At 56.2% G+C, this 14909-nt stretch carries 9 protein-coding genes; 6 read left to right on the forward strand and 3 right to left on the reverse strand.

Annotated elements, in window-relative coordinates:
- Window positions 1-48 precede the first annotated feature (48 nt).
- From IEI94_RS05750 to IEI94_RS05770, 5 genes are all read left to right on the forward strand, one after another.
- Window positions 49-1851 carry a flotillin family protein gene (locus IEI94_RS05750; RefSeq protein ID WP_224749960.1) on the forward strand — a complete coding sequence of 601 codons (1803 nt, stop codon included), beginning with the start codon at window positions 49-51 and terminating at the stop codon, window positions 1849-1851.
- Between the two features lie 135 nt (window positions 1852-1986).
- The gene (locus IEI94_RS05755; protein ID WP_224749961.1) at window positions 1987-6924 is read left to right on the forward strand and encodes a DNA repair ATPase; all 4938 of its coding nucleotides are present in this window, start codon (window positions 1987-1989) and stop codon (window positions 6922-6924) included.
- 107 nt (window positions 6925-7031) lie between these two features.
- Window positions 7032-7769, forward strand: a complete 738-nt coding sequence (locus IEI94_RS05760; protein WP_191166375.1) for a hypothetical protein — start codon at window positions 7032-7034, stop codon at window positions 7767-7769.
- 208 nt (window positions 7770-7977) lie between these two features.
- Window positions 7978-9114 carry a hypothetical protein gene (locus IEI94_RS05765; RefSeq protein ID WP_191166376.1) on the forward strand — a complete coding sequence of 379 codons (1137 nt, stop codon included), beginning with the start codon at window positions 7978-7980 and terminating at the stop codon, window positions 9112-9114.
- Window positions 9115-9259: 145 nt separating this feature from the next.
- On the forward strand, window positions 9260-9667 hold the full coding sequence (locus IEI94_RS05770) for a hypothetical protein (RefSeq protein WP_191166377.1): 408 nt from the start codon (window positions 9260-9262) through the stop codon (window positions 9665-9667).
- Between the two features lie 132 nt (window positions 9668-9799).
- On the opposite strand, the gene IEI94_RS22850 is transcribed toward IEI94_RS05770, so the two are convergent.
- Both IEI94_RS22850 and IEI94_RS05780 read right to left on the reverse strand, forming a co-directional pair.
- Entirely contained in the window at window positions 9800-10921 is a 1122-nt protein-coding gene (locus IEI94_RS22850; RefSeq protein ID WP_191166378.1) for a M48 family metallopeptidase, read from the reverse strand.
- Window positions 10918-12108 (reverse strand): DUF898 family protein, encoded by a 1191-nt coding sequence (locus IEI94_RS05780; RefSeq protein WP_191166379.1) that lies wholly within the window; start codon window positions 12106-12108, stop codon window positions 10918-10920. The genes IEI94_RS22850 and IEI94_RS05780 overlap by 4 nt, the downstream gene beginning before the upstream one ends.
- A gap of 584 nt (window positions 12109-12692) precedes the next feature.
- On the opposite strand from IEI94_RS05780, the gene IEI94_RS05785 reads away from it, so the two are divergent.
- The gene (locus IEI94_RS05785) at window positions 12693-13133 is read left to right on the forward strand and encodes a hypothetical protein (protein ID WP_191166380.1); all 441 of its coding nucleotides are present in this window, start codon (window positions 12693-12695) and stop codon (window positions 13131-13133) included.
- Between the two features lie 124 nt (window positions 13134-13257).
- Here the strand turns inward: IEI94_RS05785 and IEI94_RS05790 are convergent, their stop codons facing one another.
- On the reverse strand, window positions 13258-14613 hold the full coding sequence (locus IEI94_RS05790) for an acyltransferase family protein (protein ID WP_191166381.1): 1356 nt from the start codon (window positions 14611-14613) through the stop codon (window positions 13258-13260).
- Window positions 14614-14909 lie beyond the last annotated feature (296 nt).

Raw genomic sequence — 14909 nt, forward strand, 5'->3', positions numbered from 1 at the left:
TATCGAAAAATCGATCAGGGCCAGGCGCTGATCGTCAATGATCTCTCAATGACACCGAAGGTGTACTTTACCGGTGCCATGGTGTTGCCGGTCATTCATCGCTCCGAGATCATGAAGATATCGGTCATTACTCTGGAGATGAATCGCACCGGTAAAGAAGGCTTGATCTGCCGCGACAACCTGCGTGCCGATATCAGCGTGGCCTTCTATCTCAGGGTCAATGCCACGGCAGACGATGTGCTGCGCGTTGCCAAGTCGGTTGGTGTGGGGCGCGCCTCCGACCGTGATGCGGTAAATGAGCTGTTCAATGCCAAGTTCAGCGAGGCGTTGAAGACCGTCGGCAAGAAGATGGACTTCATGCAGCTCTTCGATGAGCGCCAGCAGTTCCGTGATGCCATCGTCGAGACCATCGGTCAGGACTTGAATGGCTACATCCTCGAAGACGTGGCGATCGATTATCTCGAGCAGACGCCCAAGAGCTCTTTGGACTCCAATAACATTCTGGATTCAGAGGGCATCAAGCGCATCACCGAAATCACGGCCCAGCACAACGTCGAGACCAATCGCCTGGAGCGTGACCAGGAGCTGGAAATCCAGCGCAAGAACGTGTCTGCCCGTGAAGCGGGGCTGGAGCTGGAGCGTACCCAGGCCGATGCCGAAGCCCGCCAGCGTCGGGAGATCGATAGCCTGCAGGCGCGCGAGAGCTCGGAAACCGAGCAGATTCGTCAGCAGGAGCGTGCCAAGAGCGAGGCGGCACGCATCAAGACTGACGAAGAGCTGGCGATTGCCGATGAGAACAAGCAGCGCCAGATCGAGATGGCGGCCAAGGCGCGTGAGCGTGCCGTGCAGATCGAAGAAGTGCGCATTCAACAGGCGCGCGAACTCGAGGATGTGAACCGCGAGCGCGCCGTGGAAATCGAGCGCATCGGCATGGAGAAAGCGCTGGAGGGAGAGCGCAAGGAAATCGCCGACATCACCAGCCAGCGTATTGCCGTTGAGCGCAGCGTGGCGGAAGAAGAAGAGAATATCAGCGATGTCCGTAACCGTGCCGAAGCCGAACGCCACAAGGTGACTCGTCTGACGGCTGCCCAGGCGGAAGCGGAAGAGCGCAAGCTGAAAGAGGTGAAGTCGGCCGAGGCGGCTTTCGAGCGCTCCAAGCTCGAAGCCGAGGAAACGGTGATTCGCTCCCAGGCCGAGCTGGATGCCGCAGAGAAGAAGGCGGCCGCGGAAGAGAAACAGGCGCGTGGGAACCAGGCACTCGCCGCCGCCGATGGCCTGGCGGAGGCGCAAGTGCTGGAAGCCCGTGCACATGCGCAGCGCAGCGAAGGCTTGGCGCAGGCCGAGGTCAAGACGGCGAATGCCAAGGCCGAGGAAGATACCGGCATGGCCGAGGTGCGTGTGCTCGAGCAGCGTCTCGAGGCAGAGGCGATGGGCGAAGAGAAGCTGGGCGCTGCCAAGGCGCAAGCCCGCGAAGCCATGGCGTGCGCCGAGGCGAACGGCCTCGTCGAGAAGCTCAGGGCCTACGACAACATGTCCGAGGAGGCTCGCCACTTCGAAGAGTTCCGTATGAACCTCGAGGTGCACGAGAAGGAAGTCATGGCTCAGATCGAAGCGCAGCGCATCGGCATGCTGGAGAACGGCAAGGTGATGGCGGCAGCGCTGCAGAATGCCAAGTTCGAGCTGATCGGTGGCGATGGCGATATCTTCGAGAAGTTCGCAACGGGGCTCGGTTATGGCAAGACCGTACAAGGGGTTCTCGACAAGTCACCGGCACTCCAGGCGGCCCTGATGGGGATCGCAAACCGGGCAGTGGGCAGCCAACCAGCGGCCAAGTCTACCGAAACCGCTTAAGGCATGGGCGACACCGCGTAGGTGCGTGTCGCCGGGGCCAGCCTTGCCTGTGTCCCGACCTTTCGCTTCAGGGCCGCCATGTATTGCACATGCTGCGGCCCTTGCCATTGCCAGCCTACTTCCAGGATGAAGACTATGTCGAAGGGACCAACTCAGGTCGAGAGCATCGTCAGGGAAAGCACTGCATTCGAGACCATTCAGCGGCGCTTGCGATCCCAGGGTGAAAACCTGCACGCCTCAGTCGATAAGCTGAACGAGGAGCGTGCCGGGGTTTTCGGTAGCAGCAGCATGGCCCTGCTGGGGCGTGCCCGGGTACGTACCGAGAACAATACCGTGGCACGCGATATGGTGCGCATCGGTGACAGGATTCTGTTCGGTTTCAATGTGCAGCTGGGTCTGCGCAAGGCGCTCGAAGTCGGCGATATCTTCTCGCTTTACTATCTGGAGGATACCGCCGATGGCTTCGAACTTCAGGAGGCTCCGCTAGAGGGTAGCTTCCTGACGGATGAGCGCTTCGTACAAGACTTCCGGGAGCTGCAGCAGTACTACAGCAATGCCGTGCTGGTGCAGCTGGCTGTGATGAACGGGATGCTGCTGGCGGCTTTCCAGATTGGCGAGAAACTGACCGACGTACGCGTGTTTCGCTGGGAGCTGTCGGCGGACGGCAGCGTCAGACGTTACATCGACAACCGGGGCGAGCGCGACCTTGTCCTGCCGGAGCGCTTTGCGTTTCCCTGGAAAGAGGCGGGTCGTGACCATCAGGAGCAGGGGCGCGCGCCGCACCTGAACATTCTCGACACGGTCTTCATCGACAACCTGCGCGGCAACATTACCTTCAAGATCGAGAACAACACCGGCAGCGGCGAAGGCATCTATGCCGACCCGGTGGAGTCGGACTCCCAGTCGCTGGACGATGCAGCCTTCGAATATGCCGACCTGGGCGCGATACTGCTGGTCAGGATCCTGCCCTTCAACGAAAGCCAGTGGCGCTATTATCTGTACAACCGCTCCGAGCAGGTGGTGCAGCGGATAGACGAGATGGCCGGCTCGGTCGTCGCGCTGCCCGAAAACCACGGGATCATCTTTCCGTCGGGCTACTACCTCAACAGCGGTGAGCTCAGGACCTACGAGGTGCCCGATGAGGACCTGCGCTTCAAGCGCATGGTGCGCTCGCCGAACGGCGAAGACGTTCTCTACATCTTCTATGCGCCCCACACGGGCCATGTGGTGCTCTATCGCTACAACCTGATCCGCAAGCAGACCGACACGCCGATGGTCGGTCATGGCTTCGCGTTGCTGGAGAATGGCCATCTGGCGATTTTCCACTCCGAGGACGAGCCGACCCTGGTGCACCCGATCCAGGTGTGGGACACGCCGTTCATGTCGGAGAACTTCCATGCCCAGGATGCCGTTCGCAACGACACCCCGCTGGGTCGAATCGGTAACCCCGAGCTGGTGCGCGGGATTGCCGAGCTGAACAGCATCGTTCAACTGGCGGGGGAGCAGCAGGCTTCCGAGCGACATTACAATGCCATCATCCGGCGGGTGGACCGCGCGCTCAATCAGTTCCACTGGCTGGGCGAGGCCACCTTCGAGGCGGTGCACGATCTGCTGGTGCAGCTCAAGCATACCGCTGAACTGATGCTCGACGAGTATGAGAAGGTCCAGGCGATCCGGGGGCAGACGGCAGAGGCCCTGGATAGCATCGGTGGGCAGCAGGACACGCTGCTACGGGAACTCAAGCCGAGCAGCTGGAAAACGCCGGATCAATTCGTATCGCATCTCAAGGCGCTGCGCGATCACCGCGGCCGCCTGCTGGCGCTGCGGGATCGTCGCTATCTCGATGAGGAGCGTCTGCAGGAGCTGGAGCAGGCGTTGGACAAGGCCGAACGGACCCTGACCGGCCAGACCTTCGACTTTCTTGCGACGCCCGAAGCGCTGGACGGCTATCGGGCGACCCTGGCTGCATTGGCAGAGCGCGTGAAGGAGGCCGAAACGCGGGATCAACTGGGCAAATGCGTCGGCGAGTATCGCGAGCTGACCGCCGGCCTGGACATGATACAGGCCATGCTGTCGTCCATGTCCGGCGACGATGCCACCCAGCAGACCCGTATTACCGAGAACATCTCGAGCATTTACGCCACCATCAACCAGCAGCGCTCCGAGGCGGAGATCCGCATGCGCGAGCAGGGCAGTGCCGAAGCACAGGCCCAGTTCGCCGCTCAGATCCGGCTGTTCGAGCAGAGCCTGGCCAATGGCGTGGGGGCCCTGCGTGAGCCCGACGACTGCGACCAGTTGATGACACGGATGCTGGATCAACTGCAGGAGCTGGAGGGGCAGTTCGGCGAGTTCGACGAATTCCTGAGCATGATCCTGGAGCAGCGCGAGAGTGCCCACGAGAGTATCGAGGCGCGCCGCCAGCAGCTGCAGGACGAGCGCCAGCGCCGCGTCAACACCCTCACCGATGCCACCAAGCGCATTCTGCAGAACGTGGAGCGGCGCACCGAGCGCTTCGAGACCCTCGAGGAGCTGCACAGCTTTTTTGCCTCGGATGCGATGGTGGCCAAGGTGCGCAGCATGGCAGACGAGCTGCGTGAGATGGGCGCCAACCTCGAAGCCGATGACCTGGCCGGGCGCTTGCGCTCGACCCAGGACGCCGCCCTGCGCAGTGTCCGTGATCGGGCCGATATCTATGAATCCGGTGGCAATGTCATCCGCCTGGGGCCGCGCCATCGTTTCAGTGTCAATCAGCAGCATCTGGACCTGACGCTGGTGCCGCGGGATGACAGTATCATGCTGCATCTCACCGGTACGCAGTTCTATGCGCCGCTGAAGGATGAGCGCCTGGAGGCGCTACGCCCCTACTGGTCGATCACCCTGCCATCCGAGACCGACGAGGTCTATCGGGCCGAGTACCTGGCTTACCTGATCATGGAGGCGCTGGCGCGTCCCGGAGCCGAGCGGATCAACGTGGAGGACCAGGCGGAACTGGAGCGCTACATCAGCCGCTTTGCCTCGCCGCGCTACCGCGAAGGCTACGAAAAGGGCATTCATGACCACGATGCCGCCCGAATCGTGCGGACTCTTTGGCCGGCACGCCAGAGCGCCGGACTGCTCGGCTATGGCCCCTTGCCGCGGGCCATCGCGATGCTCTACTGGGCGCAATGCCGCCAGGACGAAAGCGCGTCCCGCAACCTGCGCGCGCGCTGCCTGTCGGCCGGCATGCTGTGCCGCATCATGGGCAATGAAGACCTGCTGCTGGCGCTGATCGAAGAGGTCGCTCCACTGCTGGATGCCTTCGTCAGCCAGTGTCGGCTTGATGGGTCGGCAAGCCAGCGCAGGAGTGCCGCGGAATACCTCGTGCGTCAGCTTGCCGAGGAGGGTGAGAGCTTCCCCGTTACCCAATACGCCGCCGAGCTGGTCGACAGCTTTACTGCCGCGATGAAGCAGCAGGGGCATTACCGCCATTTCGAGGAGTCGTTGGCAGTGGTGGCAGGCCAGCCTGGGCCACGCTGGACGATCACGTCGCACTGGCTGCAGGCTCACGCGGAAAACGCGGGCAAGGAGGCGCTGCTGCACTACCTCCCCGAAGCGATCGCCCTGTTGAATACGGCGGATCGTCTGGCCACGGCAACTCACAACGTCGAGCTCTCGTTTCGTGTCGAAGGGTTGCTCGGCCAGCACCCGAGGCTGTCGCAGCAGTCCCTGGCACTGCAGCTGGACGACTTCCACGAGCGCCTGCGCCATCACCAGCAGGAAGTGATACGCGGCTGGTCGGAACTTCAGGAGCGTCGCCAGACCATTCTACGCGAGCAGCGTGAGCGGCTTCGTCTCGAGGAGTTCATGCCCAAGCCGTTGAACTCCTTCGTGCGCAACAAGCTGATCACCGAAAGCTATCTGCCGATCATCGGCGACAACCTGGCCAAGCAGATGGGCACCGTTGGCGATGCGCGTCGAACCGACAACAGCGGCCTGCTGATGATGATCTCGCCGCCGGGCTACGGCAAGACCACCCTGATGGAGTACGTCGCCAATCGCCTGGGGTTGATCTTCATGAAGATCAACTGCCCGAGCCTCGGCCACGATGTCACCTCGCTGGACCCGGAAATGGCCGCCCACTCCACCGCAAGGGCCGAGCTGGTAAAGCTCAACCTCGCTCTGGAGATGGGCAACAACGTGATGCTGTATCTGGACGATATCCAGCACACCCACCCGGAGTTCCTGCAGAAGTTCATCTCCCTGTGTGACGGCAGCCGGCGCATCGACGGTGTATGGGAGGGGCGAAACAAGACCTACGACATGCGTGGCAAGCGGTTCTGCATTGCCATGGCGGGCAACCCCTATACCGAGAGCGGGGAGGCCTTCAAGGTGCCGGACATGCTGGCCAACCGGGCCGACGTGTATAACCTCGGCGATGTGCTGAGCGGGATGGAAGGCGTTTTTGCCCTCTCCTATATCGAGAATGCCATCAGCGCCAATACCGTGCTGGCGCCGTTGGCCACCCGTGGGTTGGACGACTTCTACCGCTTCGCCGATCTGGCGGCGGGCCGTGAGGTACCGAGCACCGACTTCGAGCACGACTACAGCGCAGCCGAGCGGGAGGAGATCGTGGCGGTGTTGAAGCACATGTTCAAGGTGCGTGAGGTGGTGTTGAGCGTCAATCAGCAGTACATCGCCTCGAGTGCCCAGGCAGATGCCTACCGGACCGAGCCGAGCTTCCGCCTGCAGGGCAGTTACCGCAATATGAGCCGCCTCGCCGAGAAGATATCGCCGATCCTGTCCGACGAAGAGCTCGAAGCGATTCTCGATGACCACTACCTCGGTGAAGCTCAGCTACTGACCCAGGGGGCGGAAGAGAACCTGCTCAAGCTCAAGGAGCTTCGCGGCACCTTGAGCGCCGAGGAGGCGCAGCGCTGGGAGTCCATCAAGCGTGAGTTCCGTCGCCGTCAACTGACCGGTGGCGACGAGGAAACCGGTGCCCTGGTGGTGCGTCAGCTTAGTCTCATCGCCGAAGGCGTGGGTAACCTCGGCGCCTCGATGCCGACCGGGGAGAGTTACCGCGAGCCGAGTTGAGACATCTCTGCAGGATGAATATGCACTTGGGCGGAAGAGGGCGAACGCCCAAGTGCGTAACCCGGCTTGGCAGCAGAGGTATGGTTTGATAACCCTTAAGGTGGGTGATGATGTTTGGAAAACTTGTTTTTGGGCCGTTCTTTTTGCTGTTTTCATCAAGCAAGAGTTTGTTTAAGAGTGTGTCGGTTCCGGCTGTCATCTACTTTCTTGTGAATATGGAAATGCAAGGTGTTCTAGATTTTTTCTGGGCGTCTGGGTGGCTGATCGGAGGAGTTGCATATATTGTCTTGGAGTGCGTTCTTCTATTGCTGATGACGTTGCTTGGTGTCAATGCAACGCGTGTGGTTCTGCTAGGTGGGAGCTTGTCAGCGGTTGGCGTGAGATGGACTAAGAGGGAAAGTGCCTATTTTCTCTATACTCTTTTGTTCATGCTTCCTTTGTATCTTATGACACTGCCTGAGATCTTTTTGAACAAGGCTCCTCTTGAGGTGAGGTTTGCCTATAGCCTGTTGTATCTAGTTTTGATGATAGGGTGGGTTTGGGTTTTTTCCAGGCTGTTGTTGGTCTTTCCAAGTATTGCGGTCGATGGCCGCATGAGTCTCAAAGACTCATGGCGGCTAACGAGAAAGTATCAGTGGGTGTTTTTGCTCTCGATTCTGTGTGTAGGTGGAATGTTTGTTGTTATGGGGGGTATGTTGCAGCTTATTCCCTTTGGCCATATTGCTGTTCATGCATTTCATACTCTGTTGGCGTTGGTCGTCTCATTGATGCTGGCGGCTTATTATGCCGAGGTCGTGGTAAAGGAAATTCGGCCGGAGCATGATCGTTTCGCGACGGAGGAGTAGATGCCTGATAGCTCGTGATTTAACCTTCTCTGAGCTAAGAATCATAGTGCCTATGAGGTCATTGGATTTTTTGGTGAAATAAATTCAAGCAATTCCGGGGTGTTTGTTGGATATCAGAGTAATAGTCTTGCTTGTCTTGTTTTTTAATTTATTCTTGTTGTCTTCCGTGCTGAAGCGCTTTTTTGATGCGAGAAGAGTCAGGGAAAGCATGCTAGATGGCAGTTCATGCCGGCCGTTGACTGAAAAAGAAAAGACAATTGCGACTCTAGGGCTGACCTTTGCTGACCACAGTTATCAGGGGGGCGGTGCATATAGAATCACAGGGCCTTTGAGTGAATATAAGATTAGGCATAGAGGGATCGTTACTGAGGTCAGGTATAAGGCTGGCGGTGTGGAAATTATTCCTGCATTTGATGCGTTAGATTTTATTAAGGAAAATAGCGTAATTGATTTGGTCGATGTGGGTAAGGGAAAGATGGGGGTGATCAAAGTCGATGATGTGTTTGATTTAGAGGAGGCCGTGGAAAGGAAAGAGCTTCAGTTTCCAGTGAGATTTCTAGAAGGCACGCTAGGGGTGTTGTATGGATCGTCAGGCGATAGAAAGGCAGAAAGTATAGAAGTTATCAGTGTGGCCGATTGTGAAGATAAGGGCGTTTATGACGACCGAGTCGATTCCGAAAAATTTTACTTCTCGTCACTTCATTTACTAGCAGTGTTTGGATTTCTGCTGCTGACTGTCCTGGGGTTACAAATAAGCATTTTGTCTCTTTTGTTCTTGATTCCGGTTCCTTTCTTTCTGTTTTTTTCCTTTTCTTTTTTCAGCATGGGTTTTTGTAAGGGTGAAGGAGAAGGTTATAGGATATTTAAAGTTAAGGCTGTTATGCATCGTGGTGGCTTAGGGTATGTCGTTGATTTAGGTCCCTTGGAAATGGTTACGGTCCCTCTTCCTTGGCGCGAATTTTTAGTAAGTGATGCTCACCCAAAGGAGTACGAAATAGTAGTCTCGCCATATGGTGGGGCTAGCTTACATAGTGCGCAAGGTCTATCAGTCGAGACAATGCCTGAGCCAAGCAAAAATTGGATCCCCTTTGCGGGTCCGGCTTGTGTCTCAGCATTAGCGCTGATCGCTGGGTTTTTTATGCTTAACCCATCCGACTTTTTTGTTATGCTTTCTGCTGGTGAGCTTTTTCAGCCGCGAAGCATGGCTGTTGCTTTTTTCTTCTTTATCGCGGGGGTGGTTTTTTTAATTAGTGCGCCTCTCTATTTTTATCGTTATTACAGATATCGTGCTGAGTTTGACGAGTGTGTTGCTACGGTACGCTCTGCTAAGGAAAAAAGCGGGTAACTTTTTATCAAAAAAATGGGCAAGTGTTAATGGAGTGATAGCAATGGGACATGGCAATACGATACTATCTGGGGCAGGTGTTGCGCTTAGTCACAGAGGCTGCCGTGAGTAAAGCAACTTAATTTAAGAAAAACGAGGTTATGTAATGCTGTACATGTTGGGTTTCTTACTGGGTTTCTTACTGGGTTTCTTAGGCTTTCTTTTTTTTACACCGAAAATCATTAAGTCGGTCATTGCGCAGAAAGAAATCTACAGGGAATTCAATCAGAGCCAATTACTCCCGTTTTTTTTGCTTTTGCTCCCGGCTGGTCCTCTGGCGCTAGGGATTTTTCCTTATATAATAGGTTGGGTGCCCGCGGCCGCTGTTGCTGCCGCATGCTATCTGCCTGCTTTACTGCTATCTCGCCGGCATATTGCCGCCTTTGATCACTCTGGTACGAGTCGGACAGTTGGTGCGCTTGACTCAGCACATATGGCGTTCGGTGGTGCTTTGGCTGGGTTAATCTATGTGGGAGTATTCGTAACTTTATCAGCAACTATAGGTAGACTGTGAGTATATTTACATTACGTCAAACTGAACATGCGAAACATCCGTGAACTGGTTACGCCCTCAAGCGGTATGGCCGCTGAAACAATGCTTTATAAAAAGAATCCATAAAATAAAGAGCCTCCAGCCTCTTTTTCATTACTCAGCAGGCTGACATATACTCTGCAAAATTTCCCAATCCTGTTGGGATAGCGATGGCTTGGTGGTTGGCAAAGCAGAATGATTACGGACGAGCTCAGCCCGGACAGTGCTCTCTGGGTGTGTATGAAGGTATGAAGGGAGCCAGTACTCTTCATCGTCCTGCTTCGCAAGCCGATCAAAGAAATTGGCAAAGGGTTCGCTGCTGATGCGGGCCGTATTGAGAAGTTCCAGAGCAAACTCATCGGCTTGAAGCTCTGCTGTATGTGTATAATTGGCACGCAGTAGAGCTTCTCCCAGTAAGGTAATGGTAGCGCCTCCGGTTATATCGCCTAGAATCATTGCCAAAATTCCAGCTGAACCTGCTGAGCGCAGGGCTAATCTGGTAGGATCTCGTGCTTCGACATGTCCTATTTCATGGGCAATCACGCCAGCAATCTCGTCAGGCGATTCAGCAGATTCAATGAGCCCGCGCAGTAACACAATATGCCCCCTTGGGGCAGCAAAGGCATTGACCATGGGGTGGTCAATAACTTGTACATGAATATCGTATTCTGTTGGATGACTTTCCACCAGTCTAATTACCAGCCTATCGAGTACGGCCGTCTCTTTCACGCCACTACAGGCTTTGGCCCCTCCTAGCATGTTTTTCATCTGGGAAACAACAGCGCGACCGACAGCAGCTTCGCTGTCTCGAGGAATATAAGTAGCTAGGCGGTCTGCGAGTGCCGGTATAATGACAAAGAGTAGAGCGAGCACTGATACTGTGGCAGCACCCGCCAGAGTCACGAGTTGACGCTTTATGCCAGGCCTGCTTTCTCGTGCATCCAGTTTGGGTGCGGCTTTCTGCAACCAGAGAATGAGCGCTGCATCGGTTATGATCAGTCTGGCTGGGTCATGTGGCGTTTCATCCTCGCTCTGTGTGTATTGCGTCAGCATGAGCCCCTCGCCTTGGTAAGATCGCTTGCGTAGGGCGTCTAGCGGCCAGCTAATATACTGGCCAGCCTCAGTTTCAATATGCAAGGCATCCCGCCCGGCTGATAGCCGGACGAGATGCTTTCTGGATGTTTCACCGTCGAAGAAAAGCCCTTGGGTGCTCGCTTCGGAGGAAGCATGCTTCACACTGTTGCTCCAACGTCCAGAACATCAGCAAAGCCTTCTGCATCCGTGCCCAGATCGGGGGCTCGTTGATTGATCGATTCCAATGAGTCGAGGTGCAGCACAGTCGTGTGCTGTACAATATGAGAAATGACAGGTTGTACCACCATGACAAGCATCAAAGCGCCAATTAATATAAACGCCGAGATGTAGGCTAGGGGGGGTAGCATTATACTAAGCATTCCTAATGTGGCAGTGCTAATGTCAGATTGCCATATCAAGGCACCTATAGGTCCTGCCAGTAGCAAAATGCAGAGTAAGGTGATAATGCTGGCACCAAGTGACCCAAGTATTACCATTGTGATGATAGATGAGGGGGTCAGGTTGTTGGAGAAATGAACCTCGTCGCCAAGAACTTTGGTATTTGTCAGGTATTGAAAAGATTTTACTTTGTAATACATTACGCCGAGTGACCACCAGATGGTCGCGATGACGAAGACAATTGTACCCAAGGTAGGCTTTGATAGGGCCATGGCAAGGCCTGATAGTAATGCTAGGCCGAGGCCGATGAAAATGTGTCGCATGGCAGAGTAGAGTTGGGTCCAGGAGCCACTTTGATGGAATTTTACCTGCCCGTACCAAGTCCTATCCGTCTGGTATTTCTCCAACCAATACGTCTGGCGAGGTAACAGTAGTCCGAGGCTGATCAAGGTTAGCAGACCATGCCCGATCACTCGGACACTATATCCCCAAGCCCCCGGCTCCATGCCGAATCGTATGCCGCGGAACCGAGTGCGGGCCATTTTATAACGTCGTGCACGATATTGTGCGAAGAAGATGAGAGGGGCAAGAAATACGAGGTTGAGATAGAAAGAGGCTGTCATGATAATAAAGTCAACCTCACTGCTTACTCTACGAAACATGCTAAGGTTGAAGAAGAAAAGTAGTAGCTGCACTATGGACAGATAGACTGCCACCACAATAAGAGCGATGAAAAAACCTTTTAGCTTTTCCAGCCCTGTACCCGTGTACTCAAACCGGTCGCCGTTAACACTAATGGATGACAAAAGAAAACGTCTTATTCTTGTTTTTGCCCAAAAGCGATATATTCCTATTGTAAGAACTGTCAACAGGCTTGTGACTAGTGAGATTTTAAGAAGCTTGCCCGTTTGGCCGTCATAACCAGCGGTGATTTTTTCCGTAGAGCTCATGCCTTATTCCTTTTGGCGTATGTTGCGAGTCACAGTATGTTGGTATTTATCGCTCCTGCGCTTGCAGGGCTTTCTACTTAGAGTGCGCTGCCCCAAGGGCTCATGGCAGAAAATGCAAGGTAGAGGAAAGTCGCTTTATCGTGACGTTCGATACTGTCAGGATTTATAAAACAAGGCAGGTGATGTTACCACTGACAGGTGGGGGCAGCTATGGCAGATTTCTGATCATACTGTAAGCCATTTCTTACATTCGCGTATTTCCCCGGACCCATGTCGAGTTGTAATCAATGTCAAAAATGAGGTTGAGTTATGAGAATGGCGCCATCGATACTTGACAGGTGGCAGGTCAATACTGCACTTTAATTTATAGCGTATCTCCTGGGTTAATAGAATAACTGTAGTCCTTTGGATCACCTGATAGAAGCCGCCTTAGTGACACAGGCTCTGCGCTTCGCAGTGCAGGGGGTGAGTTTCTATAGTGGCGGTTTGCCACTACCTTCACCTGGGCTACTTCATTGGCACGATGCTGCTGCTTAGCGGAGTAGCGCTGCTCTTCTGGTATTTTTAACTAGAGAAAGCATTTTATGTTGATGGCTAAAATTGCCCTTGCTCTTGTAGGCGTTATTGTGGTCGGCCTGGCTTTGGAGGTTGCTAGGATGGAGTGGGGAGTTCCGATAACCATGGTTGATTTGATATTTTTTCCGCTATTGGTGGTAACGTTTTTTAATGTGTTGAAAGGCCTTTTTAGAAAAATATATTCAAAATCACCCACTACGGAAGGGGAGATAAAAAAATTATCGATCAGTCTTTTATTTTTCTCAACTATAGCCATTCCGTTTGGTGCTTGGAGTGTTTGGCATGTGTGGTCAGGTACAATGGGGGTCTTCGACTATTTTCCCGGAGGGAGAGGGGCCGCTCATGGTTATACTCTCATCTCTCTGGGTTTTATGTTTTTAATAATGTGGGTGCGTGTTTTGTTTGTAATGGCTAGCAATCTGGTCGCCCATAAAAGGAATGACGATTAGCTTCAAGGCGACGACTCCCCATTGCTTTTCGTATCCAAGTTGGCAAGTGAGCGCGTTCACATCAGAGCGCAAGAATGATTATGTCAGGCCTGTTTCTGCCATCGTGGCATGGCAGACAGATCGCTCAGGCACGGCCCACGGGCTCTCCTTCCGGCTGCGGATGGGCGCGCAACAGCCACGAGGCGGCGGCGACGCCGGCCAGGCCGAAGAGTGCGCCGGGCAGGGCGCCTAGCGCCAGGCTGACGATGATACCGCCCAGGAGTGCCGTGCCGCCGACGAGAATGGCGGGTGTGCCGGTGGCCGAGATAACGCCGCGCTTGCGGCCCATCTCGAAGGTCACCACCGCGACCATGACCGGGGTGGCGGACACGATGCATAGCAGGATCCACCACAGGCGGCCGAGCCAGAAGCCCGCCTCGCCCGGTATGCCGGCGTCGATGGGCAGGCCGAGGCGCTCGCCCAGCCAGGCCGCCGGCAGCTCGGCGAGCTTGTGCCAGAGATAGAGCGGCATGCCCAGGGCGCCCAGGATCGTCACTACCCTGTCGATGCGGCGGCGCTCCAGCAGGCGGCGTACGGGGCCTTCACAGGTCAGTACGACACCGATCTGGACCCACATCACCCCCACCAGGGCCAGGGTTGGCGGAAGCAGGTTGCTGGGCACGCCAAACTCGCCATCGACCATGGCCACGGGATAGCCCGAGGCTACCGCCACGGCCAGCCACAGCAGGCCGAGCAGCAGCAGGGCCAGGCCGGCGCCCAGGCCAGAGAAGCGGCCGCGCTTCCAGGCGATACCGAGCTGCTGCGGCAGCAGCCAGACGATGATGGCGTTGAGCCAGCCGATGCCGCCGCCGTTGTCGGTGACCAGCGTGCCGAGCTCCAGCAGCTCGACGGGCGCCGTGATGCCGGCACGCAGTAGATCGACCGCGGCGGCGATCAGCAGCAGCCCCGCCACGGCCTTGAGCCCCCAGCGATTATCGGCCCATACGCAGAGCGGCAGCAGCGCCTGTACCCCAAGCAGCATCATCAGGAACCAGAGGTGCACGGTCAGCGAGTGGTTCAGCGGGCCGAGCAGGCGGCCGCCGGTGTAGGTGGCGATCACCACGAAAGCCACCAGCACCGCCAGATAGGTGACGGTGGGGCGCGCCAGGCCCAGCGCCCGGCCAGCCCACCAGTGAAGCTGCCGGTGGCCCTGCTTCAGCCGCCGCTGGGCGCCGTCAGCACTCACTGCGGCGGAGACGAACACGAACAGCGGCACGACCTGTAGCACCCAGGTGAGCACGCCGGCCCCCGTCCACACCATCAGCAGGTGGTCGGTGGTGGTCATCAGGCCGTTCTCGAGCCGCGGCAGGGTGGCGATCCAGTGGCCGAATACCACCACCAGCAGGGCGCCGGCGCGAAGCGCGTCGGGATAGCGGTCGCGGCTCGTCTGGCTGTCCGTGTCGCTGGGCTGTGGTGTGTCGCTTGGCTGTGAAGAGTTCAATGCGTACCGCTCCTGGTCAGCCTGGTCAGCCTGGTCCGCTGCTGTTCGATGGCGTTTACAACGCTACGATGCCTGACGGTCGATGGTTGTCGAACAGTGTTTTTTAATATCATCCATGAAACAGCGATACGCCGCAAGAGCGTGATGAGCGCCCCGCGTTGACCGAGATGGACAACAGCCAGTACCCGCACTAACTGGTCGGCCCGTAGAGCCTGTGCCGCGTTTTTTGCTGCACGGCTCTTTAACGGAATATCCCGATGCGCGGCTGGACCTCCCCGGCTAGCTCGCCAGGTCGG

Source organism: Halomonas sp. ML-15 (genome assembly GCF_014779595.1).
In the GTDB taxonomy this organism is placed as follows: domain Bacteria; phylum Pseudomonadota; class Gammaproteobacteria; order Pseudomonadales; family Halomonadaceae; genus Franzmannia.